The organism is Desulfurobacterium thermolithotrophum DSM 11699, assembly GCF_000191045.1.
GTDB lineage: Bacteria > Aquificota > Aquificia > Desulfurobacteriales > Desulfurobacteriaceae > Desulfurobacterium > Desulfurobacterium thermolithotrophum.
This window is the reverse complement of record NC_015185.1, coordinates 1,015,579-1,034,291: the sequence shown is the minus strand read 5'-3', so window position 1 is coordinate 1,034,291 and position 18,713 is coordinate 1,015,579. Positions and strand designations below refer to the sequence as shown.

General features: G+C 35.1%; 19 protein-coding genes. 12 read left to right on the top strand and 7 right to left on the bottom strand.

The genetic code is table 11. From position 1 onward, the window contains the following. Positions 1–79 precede the first annotated feature (79 nt). A complete protein-coding gene (locus DESTER_RS05305) occupies positions 80–1,288 on the top strand; it encodes an argininosuccinate synthase (RefSeq protein ID WP_013638626.1) in 1,209 nt (402 codons plus the stop codon). Continuing rightward, a complete protein-coding gene (tig, locus tag DESTER_RS05300) occupies positions 1,289–2,602 on the top strand; it encodes a trigger factor (protein WP_013638625.1) in 1,314 nt (437 codons plus the stop codon). Positions 2,603–2,678: 76 nt separating this feature from the next. Here tig and purL read toward each other — a convergent pair whose 3' ends face one another. Then, positions 2,679–4,901: a phosphoribosylformylglycinamidine synthase subunit PurL gene (purL, locus tag DESTER_RS05295; RefSeq protein ID WP_013638624.1), complete on the bottom strand. Its 2,223-nt coding sequence runs from the start codon at positions 4,899–4,901 to the stop codon at positions 2,679–2,681. A 114-nt stretch (positions 4,902–5,015) separates the two neighbouring features. Between purL and DESTER_RS05290 the strand changes: the two genes are divergently transcribed. The 3 genes from DESTER_RS05290 to DESTER_RS05280 are packed head-to-tail and all read left to right on the top strand — an operon-like array spanning position 5,016 to position 6,695. Beyond that, positions 5,016–5,225 carry a hypothetical protein gene (locus tag DESTER_RS05290; RefSeq protein ID WP_013638623.1) on the top strand — a complete coding sequence of 70 codons (210 nt, stop codon included), beginning with the start codon at positions 5,016–5,018 and terminating at the stop codon, positions 5,223–5,225. Beyond that, complete coding sequence (locus DESTER_RS05285) at positions 5,218–5,736, top strand: ferredoxin domain-containing protein (protein ID WP_013638622.1); 519 nt, start codon at positions 5,218–5,220, stop codon at positions 5,734–5,736. Before DESTER_RS05290 ends, DESTER_RS05285 begins: the two co-directional genes overlap by 8 nt. Further along, complete coding sequence (locus DESTER_RS05280; protein WP_013638621.1) at positions 5,736–6,695, top strand: magnesium transporter CorA family protein; 960 nt, start codon at positions 5,736–5,738, stop codon at positions 6,693–6,695. The genes DESTER_RS05285 and DESTER_RS05280 overlap by 1 nt, the downstream gene beginning before the upstream one ends. 1 nt (position 6,696) lies before the next feature. On the opposite strand, the gene flgL is transcribed toward DESTER_RS05280, so the two are convergent. The 5 genes from flgL to DESTER_RS05260 form a co-directional block, all read right to left on the bottom strand. Continuing rightward, a complete protein-coding gene (gene flgL / locus DESTER_RS05275; protein ID WP_013638620.1) occupies positions 6,697–7,647 on the bottom strand; it encodes a flagellar hook-associated protein FlgL in 951 nt (316 codons plus the stop codon). Positions 7,648–7,650: 3 nt separating this feature from the next. Next, the gene (gene flgK, locus DESTER_RS05270) at positions 7,651–9,006 is read right to left on the bottom strand and encodes a flagellar hook-associated protein FlgK (protein WP_013638619.1); all 1,356 of its coding nucleotides are present in this window, start codon (positions 9,004–9,006) and stop codon (positions 7,651–7,653) included. An 11-nt stretch (positions 9,007–9,017) separates the two neighbouring features. After that, the gene (locus DESTER_RS08300) at positions 9,018–9,185 is read right to left on the bottom strand and encodes a hypothetical protein (protein WP_013638618.1); all 168 of its coding nucleotides are present in this window, start codon (positions 9,183–9,185) and stop codon (positions 9,018–9,020) included. A 64-nt stretch (positions 9,186–9,249) separates the two neighbouring features. Beyond that, positions 9,250–9,600 (bottom strand): hypothetical protein, encoded by a 351-nt coding sequence (locus tag DESTER_RS05265; RefSeq protein WP_013638617.1) that lies wholly within the window; start codon positions 9,598–9,600, stop codon positions 9,250–9,252. 13 nt (positions 9,601–9,613) lie between these two features. Continuing rightward, positions 9,614–10,306, bottom strand: a complete 693-nt coding sequence (locus DESTER_RS05260; RefSeq protein ID WP_013638616.1) for a PilZ domain-containing protein — start codon at positions 10,304–10,306, stop codon at positions 9,614–9,616. A 128-nt stretch (positions 10,307–10,434) separates the two neighbouring features. Here DESTER_RS05260 and DESTER_RS05255 point away from each other — a divergent pair, with 128 nt between their 5' ends. From DESTER_RS05255 to DESTER_RS08435, 7 genes are all read left to right on the top strand, one after another. Further along, on the top strand, positions 10,435–11,700 hold the full coding sequence (locus DESTER_RS05255) for an RNA-guided endonuclease InsQ/TnpB family protein (protein WP_013638615.1): 1,266 nt from the start codon (positions 10,435–10,437) through the stop codon (positions 11,698–11,700). A gap of 150 nt (positions 11,701–11,850) precedes the next feature. Then, a complete protein-coding gene (locus DESTER_RS05250; RefSeq protein ID WP_013638614.1) occupies positions 11,851–13,518 on the top strand; it encodes a carbon starvation CstA family protein in 1,668 nt (555 codons plus the stop codon). Further along, positions 13,511–13,783 (top strand): DUF7990 family protein, encoded by a 273-nt coding sequence (locus tag DESTER_RS05245; RefSeq protein WP_013638613.1) that lies wholly within the window; start codon positions 13,511–13,513, stop codon positions 13,781–13,783. The genes DESTER_RS05250 and DESTER_RS05245 overlap by 8 nt, the downstream gene beginning before the upstream one ends. Further along, complete coding sequence (locus DESTER_RS05240) at positions 13,784–14,686, top strand: ArsA family ATPase (RefSeq protein ID WP_013638612.1); 903 nt, start codon at positions 13,784–13,786, stop codon at positions 14,684–14,686. It abuts the gene before it with no gap. A gap of 52 nt (positions 14,687–14,738) precedes the next feature. Beyond that, on the top strand, positions 14,739–16,052 hold the full coding sequence (gene mtaB, locus DESTER_RS05235) for a tRNA (N(6)-L-threonylcarbamoyladenosine(37)-C(2))-methylthiotransferase MtaB (RefSeq protein ID WP_013638611.1): 1,314 nt from the start codon (positions 14,739–14,741) through the stop codon (positions 16,050–16,052). Between the two features lie 17 nt (positions 16,053–16,069). Then, positions 16,070–16,966, top strand: coding sequence for an IS110 family transposase (locus DESTER_RS05230; RefSeq protein ID WP_083801987.1), 897 nt, complete (start codon positions 16,070–16,072; stop codon positions 16,964–16,966). Further along, positions 16,944–17,375 carry an IS110 family transposase gene (locus DESTER_RS08435; RefSeq protein ID WP_052296561.1) on the top strand — a complete coding sequence of 144 codons (432 nt, stop codon included), beginning with the start codon at positions 16,944–16,946 and terminating at the stop codon, positions 17,373–17,375. The genes DESTER_RS05230 and DESTER_RS08435 overlap by 23 nt, the downstream gene beginning before the upstream one ends. A 109-nt stretch (positions 17,376–17,484) precedes the next feature. Here the strand turns inward: DESTER_RS08435 and DESTER_RS05220 are convergent, their stop codons facing one another. Beyond that, entirely contained in the window at positions 17,485–18,672 is a 1,188-nt protein-coding gene (locus DESTER_RS05220; protein ID WP_244829521.1) for an RNA-guided endonuclease InsQ/TnpB family protein, read from the bottom strand. Between the last annotated feature and the right edge of the window lie 41 nt (positions 18,673–18,713).

Below are 18,713 nucleotides of genomic sequence, written 5' to 3'. Positions count from 1 at the left end.
AATATATCCATTATACTTCTCAATGTCAACAAATTTTTCGTAAAATTCCTCAATCCAAAAGCGAGAAATGGAGGAGAACGTGGGAAAAAGAGTTGTTCTTGCTTATTCAGGCGGTCTTGATACCTCTGTTATTGTTAGATGGTTAGCTGATAGAGGTTTTGAGGTTATTACCTATACTGCAGATGTGGGTCAAGGTGAAGAGTTAGGAGAGATAGAGGAAAAGGCTAAAAAGGCAGGAGCTGTAGAGGCTATTATAGACGACATAAAAGAAGAATTTGCAAGAGAATACTGTCTTCCTTTAATGAGAGCGGGAGCTCTTTACGAAGGTAAGTATCCTCTTCTTTCTGCTCTTTCAAGACCTCTAATTGCCAAGAAACTTGTAGAAGTAGCTCATCAAAAAGGAGCTGACTACGTAGCTCACGGTTCAACTGGAAAGGGTAACGACCAAGTAAGATTTGAAGCTTCTGTATGGGCTCTTGACCCTGACATTGAAGTTCTTGCTCCTGTGAGGGAATGGGAATTTAAATCAAGAGATGAAGAAATTGAATATGCAAAAAAACATGGCATTCCTGTAATTGCAACAAAGGAAAAACCTTACTCGTATGATCGAAATCTTTGGGGAGTGGCAATAGAAGCTGGACCTCTTGAAGACCCTTATACTGAGCCCCCAGAAGATGCTTTTGTGATAACAAGAAGTCCTCTTGAAGCTCCTGACGAACCCGAATATGTTGAAATAGAGTTTGAAGAAGGAACTCCTGTTGCAATTAATGGAAAAAGATACAATGAACTCTGGAAGCTCATATGGGATCTCAACGAAATAGCTGGAAAACATGGCTACGGTAGAGTTGATATGGTTGAAAATAGACTTGTTGGAATTAAATCAAGAGAAGTTTATGAGTCTCCCGCTGGACTTCTTCTAATAAGAGCATACGATGAATTGGAAAGCTTAGTACTTGATAGGTTTACTTACCACTATAAACAATCCCACATCAAACATCCATACGCTGAGGTGGTTTACGAAGCACTTTGGTTTACTCCTTTAAGGGAAGCTCTTGATGCCTTCAATAACTCAATTGCTCCCCTTGTTACTGGAAAGGTTAAATTCAAGTTATTTAAGGGTAGCGCAAATATAGTAGGAAGAATTTCTCCAAACTCTCTTTATATAGAGGATCTTGCTACTTACAGTCCAAAGGACTCTTTTGATCACAAAGCAGGAGCTGCGTTTACAAAGGTGTGGAGTTTACCACTAAAAGTTATGGGAAGAGTAAGAAAGGAAAGGAGGAAATAGATGGCGTACGAAGTAGAAAAGAGAAATGAAGTTCTTTATGCAGTGAAAATTTCTGCAGAGCCAACAGAGCTAGAAAAAGAAGTTAACGAGATCTGTAAAGAGATCAAGAAAACAGCTAAGATACCAGGTTTTAGACCAGGAAAAGCTCCAATCAACATAATCAAGAAGTATTATGAAGAAACTATAAGAGATGCATTGCTTAGAAACTTTGTTCCAGAAAAACTTTCAGAGGCTATAAAAGAAAATAACCTTCAAGTCATATCTGAGCTTGTGGTTGAGGCACTCGATTTTTCACTTAAAGAAAATAAGTTTTCAACGACTGTTCTTTTTGAGGTTAAACCTGCTATTGAGCTAAAACCTGAAGATTATAAAGGAATAAAAGCTACAAAAACTATTAGAGAAATAACCGATGAAGATGTTGAGAAAGTAATCGAAGGTCTAAGAAACCAACAGGCTCAATTTAACGAAGTAGACAGGGAAGCAAGAGAAGGGGATCTTGTTGATATTGAATATGAAACAATAGTTAAAGGAGATGAAAAGGAAGAACCTCAAAAAGGTTCTGTTTCTGTAATTTTAGGTCAAAATCAGTTATGGCCTGAAATAGAGAAAGAAGTTCTTGGTAAGAAGGCAGGTGAAGAAGGAGAGGTAAGCTTTACTGCTCCAGAGGATGAAAAAATTTACGGAGAAGCTGCTGGAAAGGAAATTACCGTAAAGTTCAAGATAAGTGCTGTTAAGGAGAAAATACTTCCAGAGCTCAACGATGAATTTGCCAAGAAGTTTGGCTTTGAAAACCTTGAGGATATGAAGAAAAAAATTAGAGAAAACCTTGAAAAATCAGAAAAGGAAAGAGAACAGGAGGAAGTAGAAGATCAAATAGTTGATGAGCTTCTAAAGAAAGTGAACATACCTGTTCCTCAATCAATGCTTGACCTTGAAATAAGAGCTCAAGCTGAAAATCAACTGGCAAAACTTGCTCAGTTTGGTGTGGATGTAAGACAGATGAATCCACAAACTCTTGTGGAAATGGTTAGACCTACTGCTGAAAAGACTGTAAAGGTTAAGTTACTTTTAGAAAAAGTTGCTGAGCTTGAAGGATTAGAAGTAACTGATGAAGATCTTGACGCTGAAATTCAAAAACTTGCTGAAGCTGCTTTTAATGGTGATTATGTCCAAGCAAGGCAGTCTCTTGAAGAAAGAGGCCTTCTTGGAATGATTAAACAGGATGTTTTAAGACAAAAGGCCCTTGATAGACTTATTGAACTTGCAGAGGTAGAAGAAGTACCTGCAGAAAAAACTAATAAGCCTGAAGAGTAAAATTTGCCCCTTCGGGGGTGTTTAATTAAAAAAGGCCAGCAAAAGCTGGCCTTTACCTTCATATCACAATCTCAAACTAACTTAATAATTTTCTTTCAAGGGAATTTTCGTAAATTTCCTTACATTCTTTAACACTTAAATTTACAACTTCCTTTCCTTTATGTCTAATTATTCCTCTACCAGAGCTTGTTACTATTCCTATTTTCTTTGCTGGAACTACTTTCTTCTCAAAGAAGGGAAGGAGTTCTTTTAATTTATCTTCAGAAGTTGTTACAACTATCCTGCTTTGATCTTCTCCAAAAAGAAGAAAATCTGTTCTTAAGTCGTCCTCAAGTTCGACTTCAAATCCTAATTCTTTTTCAAATGCTGATTCAAATAAGTTTATAGCTATTCCACCTTCAGAAACATCATGAGCACTTTTTATAAGTCCTTTCTCTATAGCTTCAATAACTGCTTTTTGGAGAGCCTTTTCAAATGCAAGATCTATTGTCTGTCCCTGACCTTTAAACTCTCCCTCTATAAGCTTTTGATATTCCGAACCTGAGACATTTCCAATATTTTCTCCAAGCAACACTATTACATCTCCCTCATCTTTAAAGAAAGAGGTCATTCTCTTCTCAACATCTTCTAATACTCCTACACACACAACCGTTGGAGTTGGAAAGACAGCTCTTTTGCCGTTTTCTGTAGTAGTTTCGTTATAAAAACTTACGTTTCCACTAACCACTGGAGTTTCAAGAACTTTACAGGCATCTGCCATTCCGTCTGTTGCCTTTACGAACTGCCACATGATTTCAGGATCCTCAGGACTTCCAAAATTGAGACAATCTGTTATTGCTCTTGGAATAGCACCGGAACAAGCTACATTTCTTGCTGCTTCTGCAACAGCTATCTTCCCACCTTCGTAAGGATTGAGATAACAGTAGCGAGAATTGCAGTCAGAACTGATGGCAATACCTTTTTTACTTTCCTTAACTCTTAAAACAGCTGCATCGGAACCTGGATAAACCACTGTGTTTACTTGGACCATATGATCGTACTGTCTATATATCCATCTTTTACTGGCAATTGTTGGAGAGTTAAGAAGTTCTTTAACAATCTGGTTGTAATCCTTAGGCTCTGGGATCTTGTTTTGGTCATAAGAACGGTTTTCTTTTATGTATTTAGGTACTTTGAAAGGTCTATAATAAACAGGTGCTTCATCTGTTAAAGCTTTTATTGGTAATTCTGCTACTTTTTCTCCATGCCAAAAGAGCCTAATAACAGGTTCTTCTATAACCTCTCCAATTATACAGGCATCAAGATTCCACTTTCTGAATACTTCCATTATTTCTTCTTCTTTTCCTTTTTCACATACTACTAACATTCTTTCTTGTGACTCTGAAAGCATGATTTCATAAGGAGTCATTCCTTCTTCTCTTGTAGGTACTTTATCAAGTTCTAATCTAACCCCTACTCCTCCACGAGCTGCCATTTCAACAGAAGAAGATGTAAGTCCTGCAGCTCCCATGTCTTGAATAGCTACTATTCCCTCTTTCTTCATTGCTTCAAGACATGCTTCAATAAGAAGTTTTTCCATAAATGGATCACCTACTTGAACATTTACTTTCTTTTCAACTTCTTCCTCAGAGGAAAACTCTTCAGAAGCCATAGTTGCTCCATGAATTCCATCTCTTCCTGTTTTTGAACCTACATAAATCACAGGATTTCCAACACCAGCAGCTCTTGCATAGAAAATTTTGTCTTTCTTAACTATTCCAAGAGCAAAGGCATTAACTAAAGGATTGGTTTGATAACAGGAATCAAAGTAAACTTCCCCTCCAACTGTTGGTACGCCGACACAGTTTCCGTAGTGGCTAATACCAGATACAACTCCTTTTGTAACATACTTCATTTTTGGGTCATTCAGCTCACCAAATCTTAATGAATCCATACAAGCTATAGGTCTTGCTCCCATTGTAAAAACGTCTCTTAAAATTCCTCCAACACCAGTAGCTGCTCCGTGAAACGGTTCTATGAATGAAGGATGGTTGTGAGATTCAACCTTAAAAGCTGCACATATTTCTTTTTCTTCATCTACCATTATTATTCCAGCATTTTCACCTGGTCCTTGAACAACCCAAGGAGCTTTTGTTGGAAACTTTTTAAGATGCGGTCTTGAAGATTTGTAGGAGCAGTGTTCTGACCACATTGCAGAAAAGATACCGAGTTCTACAAGGTTAGGTTCTCGACCAAGAATTTTTAAAATTTTCTGATATTCTTCCCAAGTTACATGTTGCTCAATAATTTCTCTGTCCATTTCCTTCCCCTAAATCCTTAGTAGTAAGATGGCTAACTAATTATACCTTTATCAAAGAAGTTGTTTAAGATGTTAAAATTTTGTTAAAAGTTGCTCTTAAAGAGAGGTCCTATTTTGAAGAAACTAACATTGCAAATGACTCTTAGAGAATGTCTTGAAATCTTTCCGCAGCTTGAAAAAGAGCTTTATTCTTTAATTGAAGAATGTATTTACTGTGAAGGTTTTAAAGAAGAACCGTTAGAAAAAGTTTTCAAAGCTCATAGACTTAATCCTGAAAAATCCTTAAAAAAACTCCTAAAAGCATTGGAGAGGAAAGATGTTTGAGTACATAAGCGCAGTAAAAACAGTAGCAGAGCTCATGTGTTGTAGTGCTATAACTGCACCAAAAGGGAAAGGGGTTAATCTTATCTATACTAAAATTTTCGAAAAGGAAGAAAAAGATAAAGTTGCTGATTTAATGGAAAAGATAGGAAAAGAAAAGAATATCCCTTTCTTTATTAGAGATGCGAAAAACGTTAGAGATTCTCTTTTTGTTGTTTTTATTGGTACAGAAGTTAAACCAAGAAAAGTACCTTTTTGTGGTTTTTGTGGTTTTGAAAACTGTGAAAAATCAGCTAAAGCAGGTGCTTATTGTGCTTATGCAGTTGGAGATCTTGGAATAGCCATAGGATCAGCAGTTAAAGTAGCTTCTATGCATAACATAGATAATAGAGTTTTGTTTTCATTTGGAAAGACTGCTATTATCGGAGGGTTTATTCCTTCAATAGTAAAGCTTGGTTATGGAATTCCTCTTAATGTATCTGGTAAAAACATTTATTTTGACAGGAAAATGTAATGGAGAACCTTATTTGGATAGTTTCTCCTGAAGGAGATTCTATAACTACTTGGAAGACAGATATTCGATCTGTTTTAGAGAATGAAGAGCTCTTAAAAAAAAGTCCTAAATGGATTCATTTAAGAGGTATAGACGAACAAGTTGAGAATTTTCTCTTAAAGAACTTTAAGATAAATGAACTTTCGCTAGAAGACTGTCGTTCTGAAGGTAGATCAAAGGTCGAAGTATTTGAAGATTATGTATTTGTTTTGATGATCTACTTTGATGGGGGTATAAGCCGTCAAAAGAAACTTTGTATTTTCTGGGGAAAAGATTTCATAATAACTATTGGCAGTAGAAGACTGTTTGAAGAAACAAGAAAGAACCTTTCTTTAGAAGAAAGACCTTTTGAACAAGGTGTAGAAAGAATTTTCTGGCTTATTTCAAGTATTGTAGCAGACAAGTTTAAGGGAGTAACTGATATTTTAGAAGAACAAGCTGATGAAATAGAAGCACGCGTTTTCAAGGAACAAAACCCTGAACTTCTTGAAGATATTTCTGATCTTTCTTTTGAAATTCTTACTTTAAGAAGAACACTCAAACAACTTAGAGATACTTATAAATCCTTAATCTCCTCTGTTTCTCGTTTTATAAATCCTGAAAATATTCACTATTTTAGAGATCTTCTTGATGAAATCAGTATTCTCTATGATAGAGCAGAAACGCTTCACGAATTTACTCAAAACGTTCTAAGTGTTTTTTCTTCGCTTGTTTCATTTAAGTTGAACGACATAATGAAGACACTAACTATACTTATAACCATACTCGAACCACTAATGCTCATAAGTAGTTTCTATGGAATGAACATAGAAGAACTTCCTTTTGCTCATTCTCCCTATGGTATTTTCGTCATATCATTTTTAATGATTGGAATTTCATTCTTTCTTCTTTACTACTTTAGAAGAAAAGGTTGGATCTAAGTTATTTGTAATACTTAAGTAATGATAGGTCTTTTGTTTGCTGAATTGTTGCAAGGAGCGCTTCATACGCTGTTTTTGCTTTTTCATATTCAGCTATTGCAGCAGTATAATCAGCATCCTCTATCTTTGAAACTAAATTAGAGTAGTGAAGTCTCATATTTTCATTTTGTACTTTAAGATTTTCTGCAGTTCCAATTTTTGTTCCAATTATAGAGCGGTATTCCATTATTTTGGATAAACCTTTATCAAAAGCATCAAGAAGTTTTATGGAAGTTGGATTGTTAGTACTATCGTTAGTTAAATCTACATCTATGGTTATACTGTTAAGTTGCTGAAGATTACCACTATCAATTAAACTTATTATTTTATCTATTACTTCAACAATAAGTATCTTGTTGCTACTATAGTTTACTCCCAAATATTCTTTTCCATTAAAAGTAGTGTTAGTTTCTACTCCGTTTGCGATAGCAATTGTTGTTTCTTGAGTTTCACCTTGATATGTTCCATCATCATTAAAAGGTTTTGTCTGAGTTTTAACTCCTCCAAAGATGTAATGATCTGCTACTTTTGTGTTTGATTGTCCAATTATGTAACTTTTTAAATTTTCGAAATAGTCTTTTAATGTTTTTGCCTCATCTTCGTTTATAACACCTGTGTTCATAATTTGAACGATTTTGGCTCTTGCTTCTTGTGAAACATTAATAATCGTGTCAAGAGCAGATTCGGCTGTTTCTAGTTGAGTTTTTGCTAAGTCAATATTTCTGTTATATTGATTAAGTGTAGAAATTAGTTTTTTGAACCTGAGAGCTCTTGCGGCATCAACTGGATTGTCAGAAGGATAAAGAAGTTTTTTTCCAGATGAAAGTTCTTCAGTTTTCCTTGTTAAATCGACACTTCTTTTCCTATCATATTTAAGAAGTATATCAAGATACTTTATGTCTGGAACTCTCATTTACTACCTCACCATTCCAAGTATGGTTTGAAGTAATTCATCTGTTACATTAACCACTTTAGCAGCTGCTTCATAAGCTCTTTGATAACGGGTAAGATTTAGAAGTTCTTCATCCATATTAACAGAAGATAGTTCTTTCATTTTATCGCTAATTGCTTGAAGAACAAAGTCACTATTAGTAAGCAGGTCTTTTGTTGATTCAAGTTCAGCTCCTATTGCTACAATAATATCTGTGTTGTAATACTCAGAAAAACTTTTATCTCCAAGATTTGTCCAAACGTTATCTTTAAGTGCTATAAGTTTCTTTATGTTTCCGTTATCTGCATTCAAATAATCTTTACTTTCAGCAGCTGCTATTTTTTTAGGGTCTTCGAAATTCAACGTAATGTTAGAAGCATCTATTGTTGGAGCTCCATTCTCTGCCTTAAAGAAATCTATGCCGGTTTCTCCATAGAGATCAAAACCTGCTTTGTGCTGTGCATTAATCTCATCTGCAAAGTTTGTTGTAAAAGTATTAAGGTTACCCAAAACTTTGTTAAGATAGGAAATTCCTTTTAAATATCCTCCAATTGTTCCATTTTTTAATTCGGAAGTAATATCAACTCCAGAAGATTTTAAGATAGGGTCTCCGTTACCGTCTGTTTCAAAACTTATCTTCTTTGCTTCATTTCCCAATACTAACGCAAAACCTTTAGCTGTATAAAGATCTACTGTGCCGTCCTCTTTTATAACAGCTTTTGTATCAATAAGATTACTAATTTCAGTTAGTGTTTTATCCCTTTCATCCAGGTACTGATTTACTCTTTCAGGATCAGAAGCATAAATTTTTAAATCTTTATTAATTCCAGCAAGTTTTTCTAGTAAATTATTAAGTTGAGTAACTTCATCTTTGATTTTTGCTACTGTGGTGTTTTTTATTTCTGAAAGTGTAGAATAACTGTCTCTTATTCTCCCAACAAGAGCTTGCGCTTTGGCAAGTAATTCACTACGAGCAGCAATATCGTCAGGTTTTACAGCAACATCATTCATAGCATTAAAAAAATCTGTTAATTCTTGTGAAAAACCTGAACCCTGCAAATCATTAAAAACACTCTCTATTTGTTCAAGGATATCTTTATAACTTGAAAGTCCTTTGTTATTTTGGTTTTCCGAAATATAACGAGTAAAATAAGCTTTATTAAAAATTCTTCTTACCGTTTCAACTGTAACCCCAGTTCCTGGAATATCAGCAAAGACGGGTGTTTCTCGTGAATAACCGTCGGTGTAAACATTAGAAATATTTCTGTTCGTGACGTTTATAGCTGCTTTATTTGAAAGTAAAGCTTGACTTGCTATTGACAAAGACTCAAAGAGGGACATTACAATCCTCCCTATGCTCTTACATCAATTATGTTTCCTCTATTAAGAGTACTTATTTGAGTTTCTTTATTGTCTAATGAATCATTTATAAATTGGCTCATAAGTTCCTTCTGAAACTCAAAAAGCTCTTTCAAGAGAGCCACATTAACTTGAGTAGAAACGTTTACTCCATCTATCATATTATCTCCCAAATAGAATTAATCCTTATTCCATTATCGTTTCTTTTTAAAAGTTTTTTAATTCTTAAATTTTTCTGTTAAAAATAGATACCTCTCCTAAATTCTTACCATCACTTCCATAAACAGTTTCTCTTTCTGGAAAAATCTCCTTTAGAATGGATTCTATAAAGTGGAGATTGTTTAAGATTAAACTTTCTATTTCTTTATTGAGTTGCTCAATTTCTCTAAGTAAACTACTATATTGTTTTAAAGCCTTTACATCTAGCTGTGATAGTTCTGACAAAATATCTAATTTTTTCTTTTCCAGTTGCGAAAGCTCATTTGTGGTTTCTTCGTCTATAACTCCCTTTATTAAGAGACTTTTTTCTTTTATAAGTAAACTTTTAAAGTTTTCTAAAACTTTGATAACATCCATTTCAAGCTCCTAACTAATCTGCTAATAAACGTATTTTATTCATTATTTCTCTTTGTCTGTCCATAACATAACGATTAAGAACATTACGAACTCTATTAGGAGGATTTAGAAATTTAATACCTACTTTGTCTACTTTTCCTAAATCTTTTACATTTACTACTTCACCCTCTAAATTGATTTCTTTTTTATTAGGAAAAATAAGCTTTAAGGTTAACTTGTTTCCTACTTTAAATAATCCTTTATTGACAAGAGCTCCTATTCCTCCTTCACAAATATCTAGTACCTTAAAACTTAAGTATTCCTTATTTTCCTTTTCTTCCTTAGCTTCGGCTATGACTGGAAGTTTTTCAGAGGTAGTAACTCTTAGATATTCTCTATTAAGTTTTGGTTCGATAACAAACTTGGGAAAAGTTGTTTCTATAAAATTTTCACTAAAGTAGAGAACATCTAAACCGACAATTCTGTTTTCTTTATAGTTCTTATCAAAAAAACGAGAGAAAAATCTTTTTGATTCACCTATTGCAAGATTAAGTCTTGGATTTGTATCCCACTCAATAACGCCTCTTTTTTTATCTAAATCAAGAACTTTTATTCTTGTTCTTATTGGAAGTTCATTATAAAAACTAACTACTTCTATAGCTTTTCCTTCTTCCTTTAGGTCTTGCAACCAACTTAGAAACTTTTCAATAAACTCCGGTGTGGACAATTTTTACCCCCAATCTATAATAGTGCTTTACAGAAAAACTTTGCGAGAAAGCCCTGCTTTTTAAAGCAGGGATAAATCGCACGGCGTAAGCCGTTGAAATCCAAATCTCCTACAATTAATTATAAACTATGAAAACAGCAAAAGCAGAGAAAATAAAAAAGACTCTTAAGGAAACAAGAGAAAGAAGAGAAAATCAGGTATGCAGAGTCTATCAGCTAAAACTTCAGAACCTATCAAAAAAGGGCATTGAAAAGCTTGATAGACTCTTTTTGGAAGCTAAATGGTTGCGTAACTTTATAGTAGCAGACATTGAAAATAGAACAAAGGACTACAAATATAAAGAAGTAGAAATCAAAATTCCTGATGGTTTTGAAAAAAGAGAAATTAAAACCCTCTCTTCTCAAATGAAACAGGAAATAATAGACCAAATAAAAGATGACCTAAGGAGTTTAAAAAAGTCCAAAGAGAATGGAAACAAAGTAGGTAAACTCAAATTTAAATCAGAAGTTAGAACAATCCCCCTCAAACAGTATGGAGTAACCTACAAGATTTCGGGAGACAGAAACAGAGTAAAGATACAGGGAATAAAGAAGAAATTCAGAGTCTTAGGACTTCATCAGATACCTGAAAATGCGGAGATAACAAAAGGGTATCTTATCAAGAGACCATCGGGGTTCTATCTGCATGTGGTCTGTTATCTACCTAAAGAAGAAGTATTGAAGGAAATTGAAGAAAAGAGGATACCTCAACCTGTGGGAATAGACTTAGGAGTAAAACATCAACTAACGCTATCAAATGGAGAAAAATTCAACTGGTATATACCTGAAACTAAAAGACTAAAAAGACTACAAAAGACACTTTCTAAAAAAGAGAAAGGAAGTAAGAATTATCAAAAGATAAACCATCTCATAAAAAGGGAATGGGAATATATCAGCAACAAGAGGAAAGACATACATAATAAAGTCATCAGTTATCTCAAAAGGTTTTCTTTGATAGCGATACAAGATGATTCAATAAAAAGCTGGAAGGATGGGTTATTTGGAAAGCAGATACAGAACACAGGGATAGGAGGAATAACTGCAAGGTTAAGAAATCTTGCGACTCTTATTCCTGTGTTATTTGTAGATAGATATGAAGCTACCACTCAAACCTGTTCATTCTGTGGACACAGACAGGAGATTTTGCTGTCAGAGAGAACGTTTAAATGTGAAAGTTGCGGTAGAGAGATAGACAGGGATGTTAATTCAGCAAGGAACATTTTGAAGACAGCGATTGAGCAACTGTTATGGATGGTGAAAGTAGTTGAAAGAATAGGAGAAGGAAAACTCCTAAAAACCCTACCCGTGGACAGCGGGGAAGTTAAGCCTGTGGAGTGGGGAACTGTCCCACGATGAAGCAGGAAGCCCACCACTTTAGTGGTGGGAGGATGTCACTCTAATCATCAAATAGAAATTAAATTATAACTAAACAAAATCAATAATTAAGGTATTCTAAAAGCTTTCCATTATAATTGGGCATGACACTTTTCTTTGCGGAGGAAGAAGATGGTAACTTTCCTTTTCTTATTGTCTATAAGCATATTTATTATTGCTTATTTTACATATGGAAAGTTTTTAAGTAAAAAAGTTTTTAAACTCGATGATAAGAATAAAACTCCTGCTCACACTATGAAAGATGGTGTTGATTACGTTCCTGCTCCAGCTCCTGTTCTATTAGGACATCACTTTTCCTCAATTGCTGGTGCTGGACCTATTGTTGGTCCTATAACTGCTGCATCGTCGTGGGGTTGGCTTCCAGCTTTCTTATGGGTTCTTATAGGAAATGTCTTTATAGGTGGTGTTCATGATATGAGCTCTCTTGTGGCCTCTATCAGAAATAAAGCAAAGTCAATAGCAGAAATTGGTGGAATGTATCTTACTAAGAGAGCAGGAATAATATTTAAGCTTTTTATTTGGCTTGCTCTTCTTTATGTTGTTGCAGTTTTTATAAATGTTGCTCAGATTACTTTTAACTCCAAGATTCCTATCATCGAAGGTGGAAAAGTTGTTGAAATGATGCCTATTGGCGGGGGAGTAGCAACGTCTGCAATTATTTATATTTTCTTAGCTGTTATATTTGGATTTATCGTGTACCATAAGAAAAAAAGTCTTGGAATAACAACTGCTATTTTTGTTGTTCTTGTGTATCTTGCAGTTTATATAGGTCAACTTTTTCCTATTAACCTATCACCTGAGGCTTGGAATATTATCATGATTCTATATGTAGCTATCGCTTCCATTACTCCAGTCTGGATTCTTCTTCAACCAAGAGATTACTTGTCAAGTTTTTTACTTTATGGTGCAGTTTTAGGCGCAGGATTAGGAATAATTCTCTCTTTCGGAAAAGTAGATGTAAACATTCCGGCATACATGGGATTTAACTCTGACATTGGACCACTTGTTCCGCTTCTTTTTGTTGTTATCGCCTGTGGCTCAATTTCTGGTTTTCATTCTCTTGTTGGTTCAGGAACTACTTCCAAGCAGCTTGACAAAGAAACAGATGCCGTAAAAGTTGGCTACGGAGCAATGCTACTTGAAGGTATTGTTGCTGTAATGTCCATTATTTTTGTCATAGTTCTCTCGAGCTCCGAATTTGAAATACTTAAAAAGAACGTTGCTGCAATTTACGGTGAAGGAATAGGTAAATTTCTTAACGTTTTTGGTATTCCAGAATCTATAGGAATGGCATTTGGAATGTTAGCACTTTCTTCTTTTGTTTTAACAAGTACAGATACAGGTACAAGACTTGCAAGATATGTCTTTACAGAGCTCACAGGAATAAGAAATAGATACATTGCAACGCTTGTTTCTCTTATAATTCCTGCAATTTTAGTTTTTACAAAGTATGAAGATCCTATAACTCACAAGGTACTTCCTGTTTGGAAAGCCCTTTGGCCTGTTTTTGGAGCTACAAATCAACTAATTGCAGCATTAGCACTTTTTGTAGTTATGATATGGCTTATAAAAACAGGAAGAAAAAAATACTGGTTTGTTCCAGGAATTCCAGCAATATTTATGACAACTATTACAATTTGGTCTTTAACTATGCTCTTTATAAAGTGGAAGTTTACAGTTATAGGAGTTGCAGCTCTTATTCAAATTGTCCTTGCCCTTTGGATTTTCTACGAAGGTGGAATGTCTTTAAGAAAATTGAGGAGAGAAAACGGTGTTTAAAAATTTATTAGATAAATTCAAACTTTTTTTTAAAGGAGCTTTTGTAGATTCGTCTACAGATAAGCTTGAAGTAAAAGCAAGAAATATTAATGATAACTTACTTACAGTAGTTTTAAGCGAAAGACTTGGAATACCAAATCCAATGTATTACTACACAATAGAAATACTTCCTTACATTGCAAAAGATTTGAAAGGCTGGAATAGAAGGATGGCCGAAAAAAAGAGTATTATAAGTAGCGCTATTGGAGAAATAGGAGAACCTTAAGTGTTAAGTAAAAAGTTTTTCTTCTTTTCAGGAAAAGGTGGAGTAGGAAAAACAACAATTTCTTCTTCTGTTGCTTTATCTTTTTCTGAAAAGGGATTTAAAACTCTTCTTGTTTCTCTTGATCCTGCTCATTCTCTTTCTTTTGTTCTTGAAAAAGATGTAGGAGGGAAAATTAACCAAGTTTCTTCAAATTTATTTGCAGTTGAAATTGATGTAGAGAAAGAAATGAAAGATTATCTTAAAAGAGTAAAAAAAGAGGCTGAGAAAATCGTTAGTCCTGTAATCTTAGAGGAAGTAAAAGCTCAAATAGATTTAGCATTTTATTCTCCTGGAGCCTTTGAATTAGCAATATTAGATGTTATCTACAAAATAATTTCTGAAAATGAAATGTCTTACGACAAAATAGTCTTTGATACAGCTCCATCTGGATATACCTTAAGACTTCTTTCTTTGCCCCTACTCTTAGACAAATGGTTAGATCAGATAATAAAACTTAGACAGGAAGCTCTTAAGTATGAGCTATATTCAGATTTAAAAGATAAAAGAAAATTGACAGATGTTTACTCTGAAGATCCTGTTTTGTCTATCTTAAAAAGAAGAAAAACTCAGTTTGAAACTTTAAGAAAAAAGCTTTTTAATCTTAAGGAAACGCTCTTTGGAATTGTTACTAATCCCGCAGTCCTTCCCATCAAGATAGCAGAAAGAACAGTTAAAGAATTAGAAGCTTCAGGAATAGAAGTAAAATTAATTGTTTTTAATAGATTTCGTGGTAAGAGCTTAGATGAAGTAGAAAAAGCCTTTCCTAAAAAAAAGGTAATTATAATTTCTGAAAGGGAAAAAGAACCTGTAGGAATTAAAGAACTAAGAAAAATAGGTAAAGAGCTCCTTTTTCAATTTATGTAGATTAAATTAAATGATACTCTATTTAAGAATCTTTTTTAAAAAAGGAAGGTCTATGAAAAGAGTAGCCTTTTACACTCTTGGATGTAAAATGAACTTTCACGAAACTGCTTATATGGAAGAGCAGTTTAAAAAACGTGGATATAAGATTGTTGATTTTTCCGAAGAAGCAGACATATATATTGTTAATACTTGTACAGTTACATCTGTTGCAGATTCAAAGAGTAGAAAGGCACTAAGAAAAGCTAAAAGTAGAAATCCTAAAGCTCTAGTCGTTGCTACTGGTTGTTACTCAGAAGTTTATCCTGAAAAAGTAGAAAAATTAGAGGAAGTAGATTTTATTACTGGAAATGTTGAAAAATTTCAAATCGTTGATATAGTTGAAAAAAGGATTGAAGGGAAACTTCCAAGACTATATCTAAGGGGTATTTGGAAAGAAAATCAGTTTTATCCTCTGACAATTAGACACTACGAGGGAAAGACAAGAGCTTTCTTAAAAATCCAGCAAGGATGCGAACTTTTTTGTTCCTACTGTATTATTCCAAAAGCAAGAGGAAAAATGCTCAGTGAAAAACCTGAAAAAGTTTTAGAGCAGGTAAAGGAGCTTATTAATTCAGGTTACAAGGAAATAGTATTGACTGGAACTCACTTAGGAGGTTATGGTTTAGACCTTGAAGAAAGCTTAAGTCTTGCTAAGCTAATAGAAAAAATAGTTAAAATTCCTGGACTTTACAGGCTAAGGATCAGTTCCGTAGAACCTATTGAGTTTTCTGATGAGCTTATAGAAGTTGTTACGTCTTCTCCTAAGATTGCTCCTCATCTTCATATACCACTTCAAAGTGGAAGCGATAGGATTTTGAACCTAATGAAAAGAAGATATACTAAAAGAGATTATAAAACTATCGTTGAAAGAATACTTTCCAAAAATCCTGATATTTGCATAGGAACAGATGTTATGGTGGGTTTTCCAGGTGAAACAGAAGAAGATTTTGAAGAAACTAAAAAGTTTATAAAAGAGTTCCCATTTGGATATATTCATGTATTTCCTTACTCTCCAAGAAAAGGAACTGTAGCGTACAAGATGAAAGATTCTGTTTCATCCCTTGAGAAAAAAGAAAGAGCTGCAATATTAAGAGAAATAGGAAAAGAAAAGAGCTTAAACTATAGAAAGAAATTTTTAGATAAAGAACTTGAATCCCTTGTTCTTTCTAATCTTGAAGATGGAGATTCGGTTGTACTGAGTGGAAACTACATACGAATGATAGTTAAAGATAAATTAAAACCTGGAGAAATTGTAAAGGTAAGGCTAAAAGAAGTGGGAGAGAAAAGAGAGGAAAACTTTGGAATATTTGTAAACAAAAGCTTTTAATGGAGATGATATAAAAGATGTCACCCCCTGAAATTCGGGACTATAGTAAAGAGGCAACCTTTAAAGGCAGGAGGCTGGATTTTTCCCTGGGGAATAAGCCCCGTGCGTGGAGATTAGCCGATGCCTCCTGCCGGCTAATTATAGTGGCGGGAAGCGCCGTATTGGAGTATGGGAATAGTTCCGAAGCAGAGGTTGCAAAACACAAAACATATCAGGGGGTAGAGATGAAGGAGAAGGTAGAGAAAACACTGTATGTCGGAGTGGACTACCACAAAAACAGCTTTACAGCAGCTTATTTAGATTGTCTGACAGGGATACTTAATACCAAGAAGTACGAAGCAGAAGAGTTAGAGAAATTTAAAAATCACCTAACAACTTTTAGGAAAAAAGGATATTCAGTAAAAGTTGCGGTAGAAACCTTAACAGGAGTAACATTTTTTACGGAGGAGATAAGGAACTGCGTTGATGAAATAACTTACGTTAACACTAACAAATTTAAGAACATTCTAAAAGGTGTTAACAGTGCTAAAAACGACAGGATAGATGCAGAAACGATAGCCATTTACTATGAAATGGGCTTACTTCCGACAGTTTACGTCCCGACGAGAAAAGAAAAAGAGCTAAGGATAAAGATGAAAGAGAGAGATAGCTTTGTAGATATGAGAAAAGGGGTAATTAACAGACTTCATAGCCTATTGCTTGAATATGGGATAAAGACAAACAAGAGAGAACTCACCACGAAGAAAGGGATGGAAAGGATAAAGGAAGAAACGAAGAAGAAAGTGCCTCCGTCATTACGAGAAACGATATGGAGGCAAATAGAAACAATAGAATACTTAACAGATAAGATAAGAGAGACAGAAGAAGATATCAAGAGTTTTATAGGAGAAGATGAGGAGCTTAAGGGAAAGTAGAACTTCTAAAAGCATACCTGGAGTAGGAGATATAGTAGCTATAGCCTTTATATCTGCCGTATGTAACGAAGAGAGGTTTGAAAACGGAGACAAGGTAGCGGCTTATTTTGGACTTGTTCCTCGTGTTAATAGCAGTGGAGACGAAGTTAGAAATGGAAGGATAACAAAGAAAGGGGACAGCAGAACGAGGAACAAGATTATCCAGGCTACGAGAGCGTTATTGAACAGCAAGTTAGACAATTCAGTTAAAAGATTTTACGAAGGGTTAGTTAAGAAAGGTTTAGAGAAGAAGAAAGCGCTGATAGCTGCGGCGAGGAAATTGGTTAAAGTAATGTTCGCAGTTTTGAGAGAGAGAAGGCAATTTATGGATTTTGTTGAAAATAAATGCAACCTCTGTGTTGGGGGTTGACATCTTTCATAGGAGGAAAAAATGAAGGAGAAAAAAAGAATTTTGGAATTCCGGATAGAGAAAGATTAGTCAACTACTCCTCCCTGACGGAAGGAGCTTGTAGCTGATGCTAACAGGTAGCACCGCTACATTGGGACGGTTGACAGCGCCCCACTGGGAGGGATATACCACTCCCAGTCCCGACTTCTCCTCTTTGGAGAGAAGCCAGATAGTTTTTAACTATGTTCCTGCTGGCGTTAAGGTCAGCGTTAAGGGAGTAACTACAATGTTTGCAGACAAAGTGAGACTGGTCAATTCGGTTAGAACGAGAAATGTGTCCGCATCTGCTACACTTTTGAGAGGTGTAGCGTGCATCTACATAGACCACTCTTATTCCCTTAGCTTGAGCTTTATACTCTATAAACTGCTGGAGCTGTGCAAAGTTCCAGCTGTGTATCCAGCGTCTATTTTGCTTGTTAACCTTAATCCTTTTCCTGATTCCTTTGAGCTTCTCAAGGACAATTACTCCACCAGCAGGAACAAGGCTAACTATCTCCTTTGCTATCCTATGGTTAATAGCAGTCCGAAACCGTTTCTCCTTCTGGGAAAGTGTCTTGAGGTGCCTCTTTGCAGAAGGAGTGCCTTTGGACTGCAATCTCTTGCGAAGTGCAAAATATCTTTCGGAAACTGCCCTTATGTGTCCCCCATCAAAGAACTTGTTAATTTTTCCGTCAGGAGTAGAAACTACCGCAAGGTTACGGAGACCAAGGTCAACTCCGACGAAGTAGTTAACAGGTTCTACATCGGGGAATTCCTTTTCACAGGTAATGTTGAGAAAGAACTTTTTAAGTCTCTTGTCATACTTGAGATTCGCAGAAGTAACTCTCCAGTCAAGGTATTGCTTGAAGTAATCAGGAACTTTTACCTTAAACTTCTGTCTTCCTTTAACGGTAGCGAGGGAGGCTTCTTCTCTTTCCAGCCAAACAGTATAGGAACGCCTATCATAACGGATAGCAGGATTGTTGCTCTGAGGACATTTGCTTTTGAGTCCTTTCTTCTTTCTCTTGATTGCAGATTTGAGGCTTTCAGTAGCTACAACCCTTGCAGAAATAACGAGTTGAGAAGGGAGAGAGGTTTTTTCTCTTACCGTGTAATAGGTAAGTTTGTGGAGCTCAATCCCGTTCCAAGTTTTTGTACTCCAACCAACTTTACAAGTATAGTTGTAGGCAAACTTATACTGCTCAATGGTTTCAAGGAGCGTTTGTTTCTGTTCTTCAGTAGGTTTAAGAACAAGTTTAAGAGTGCGTTGCAGTTTCATATTCATATATTACTTCAATACCTGTTCATATATTACTTCAA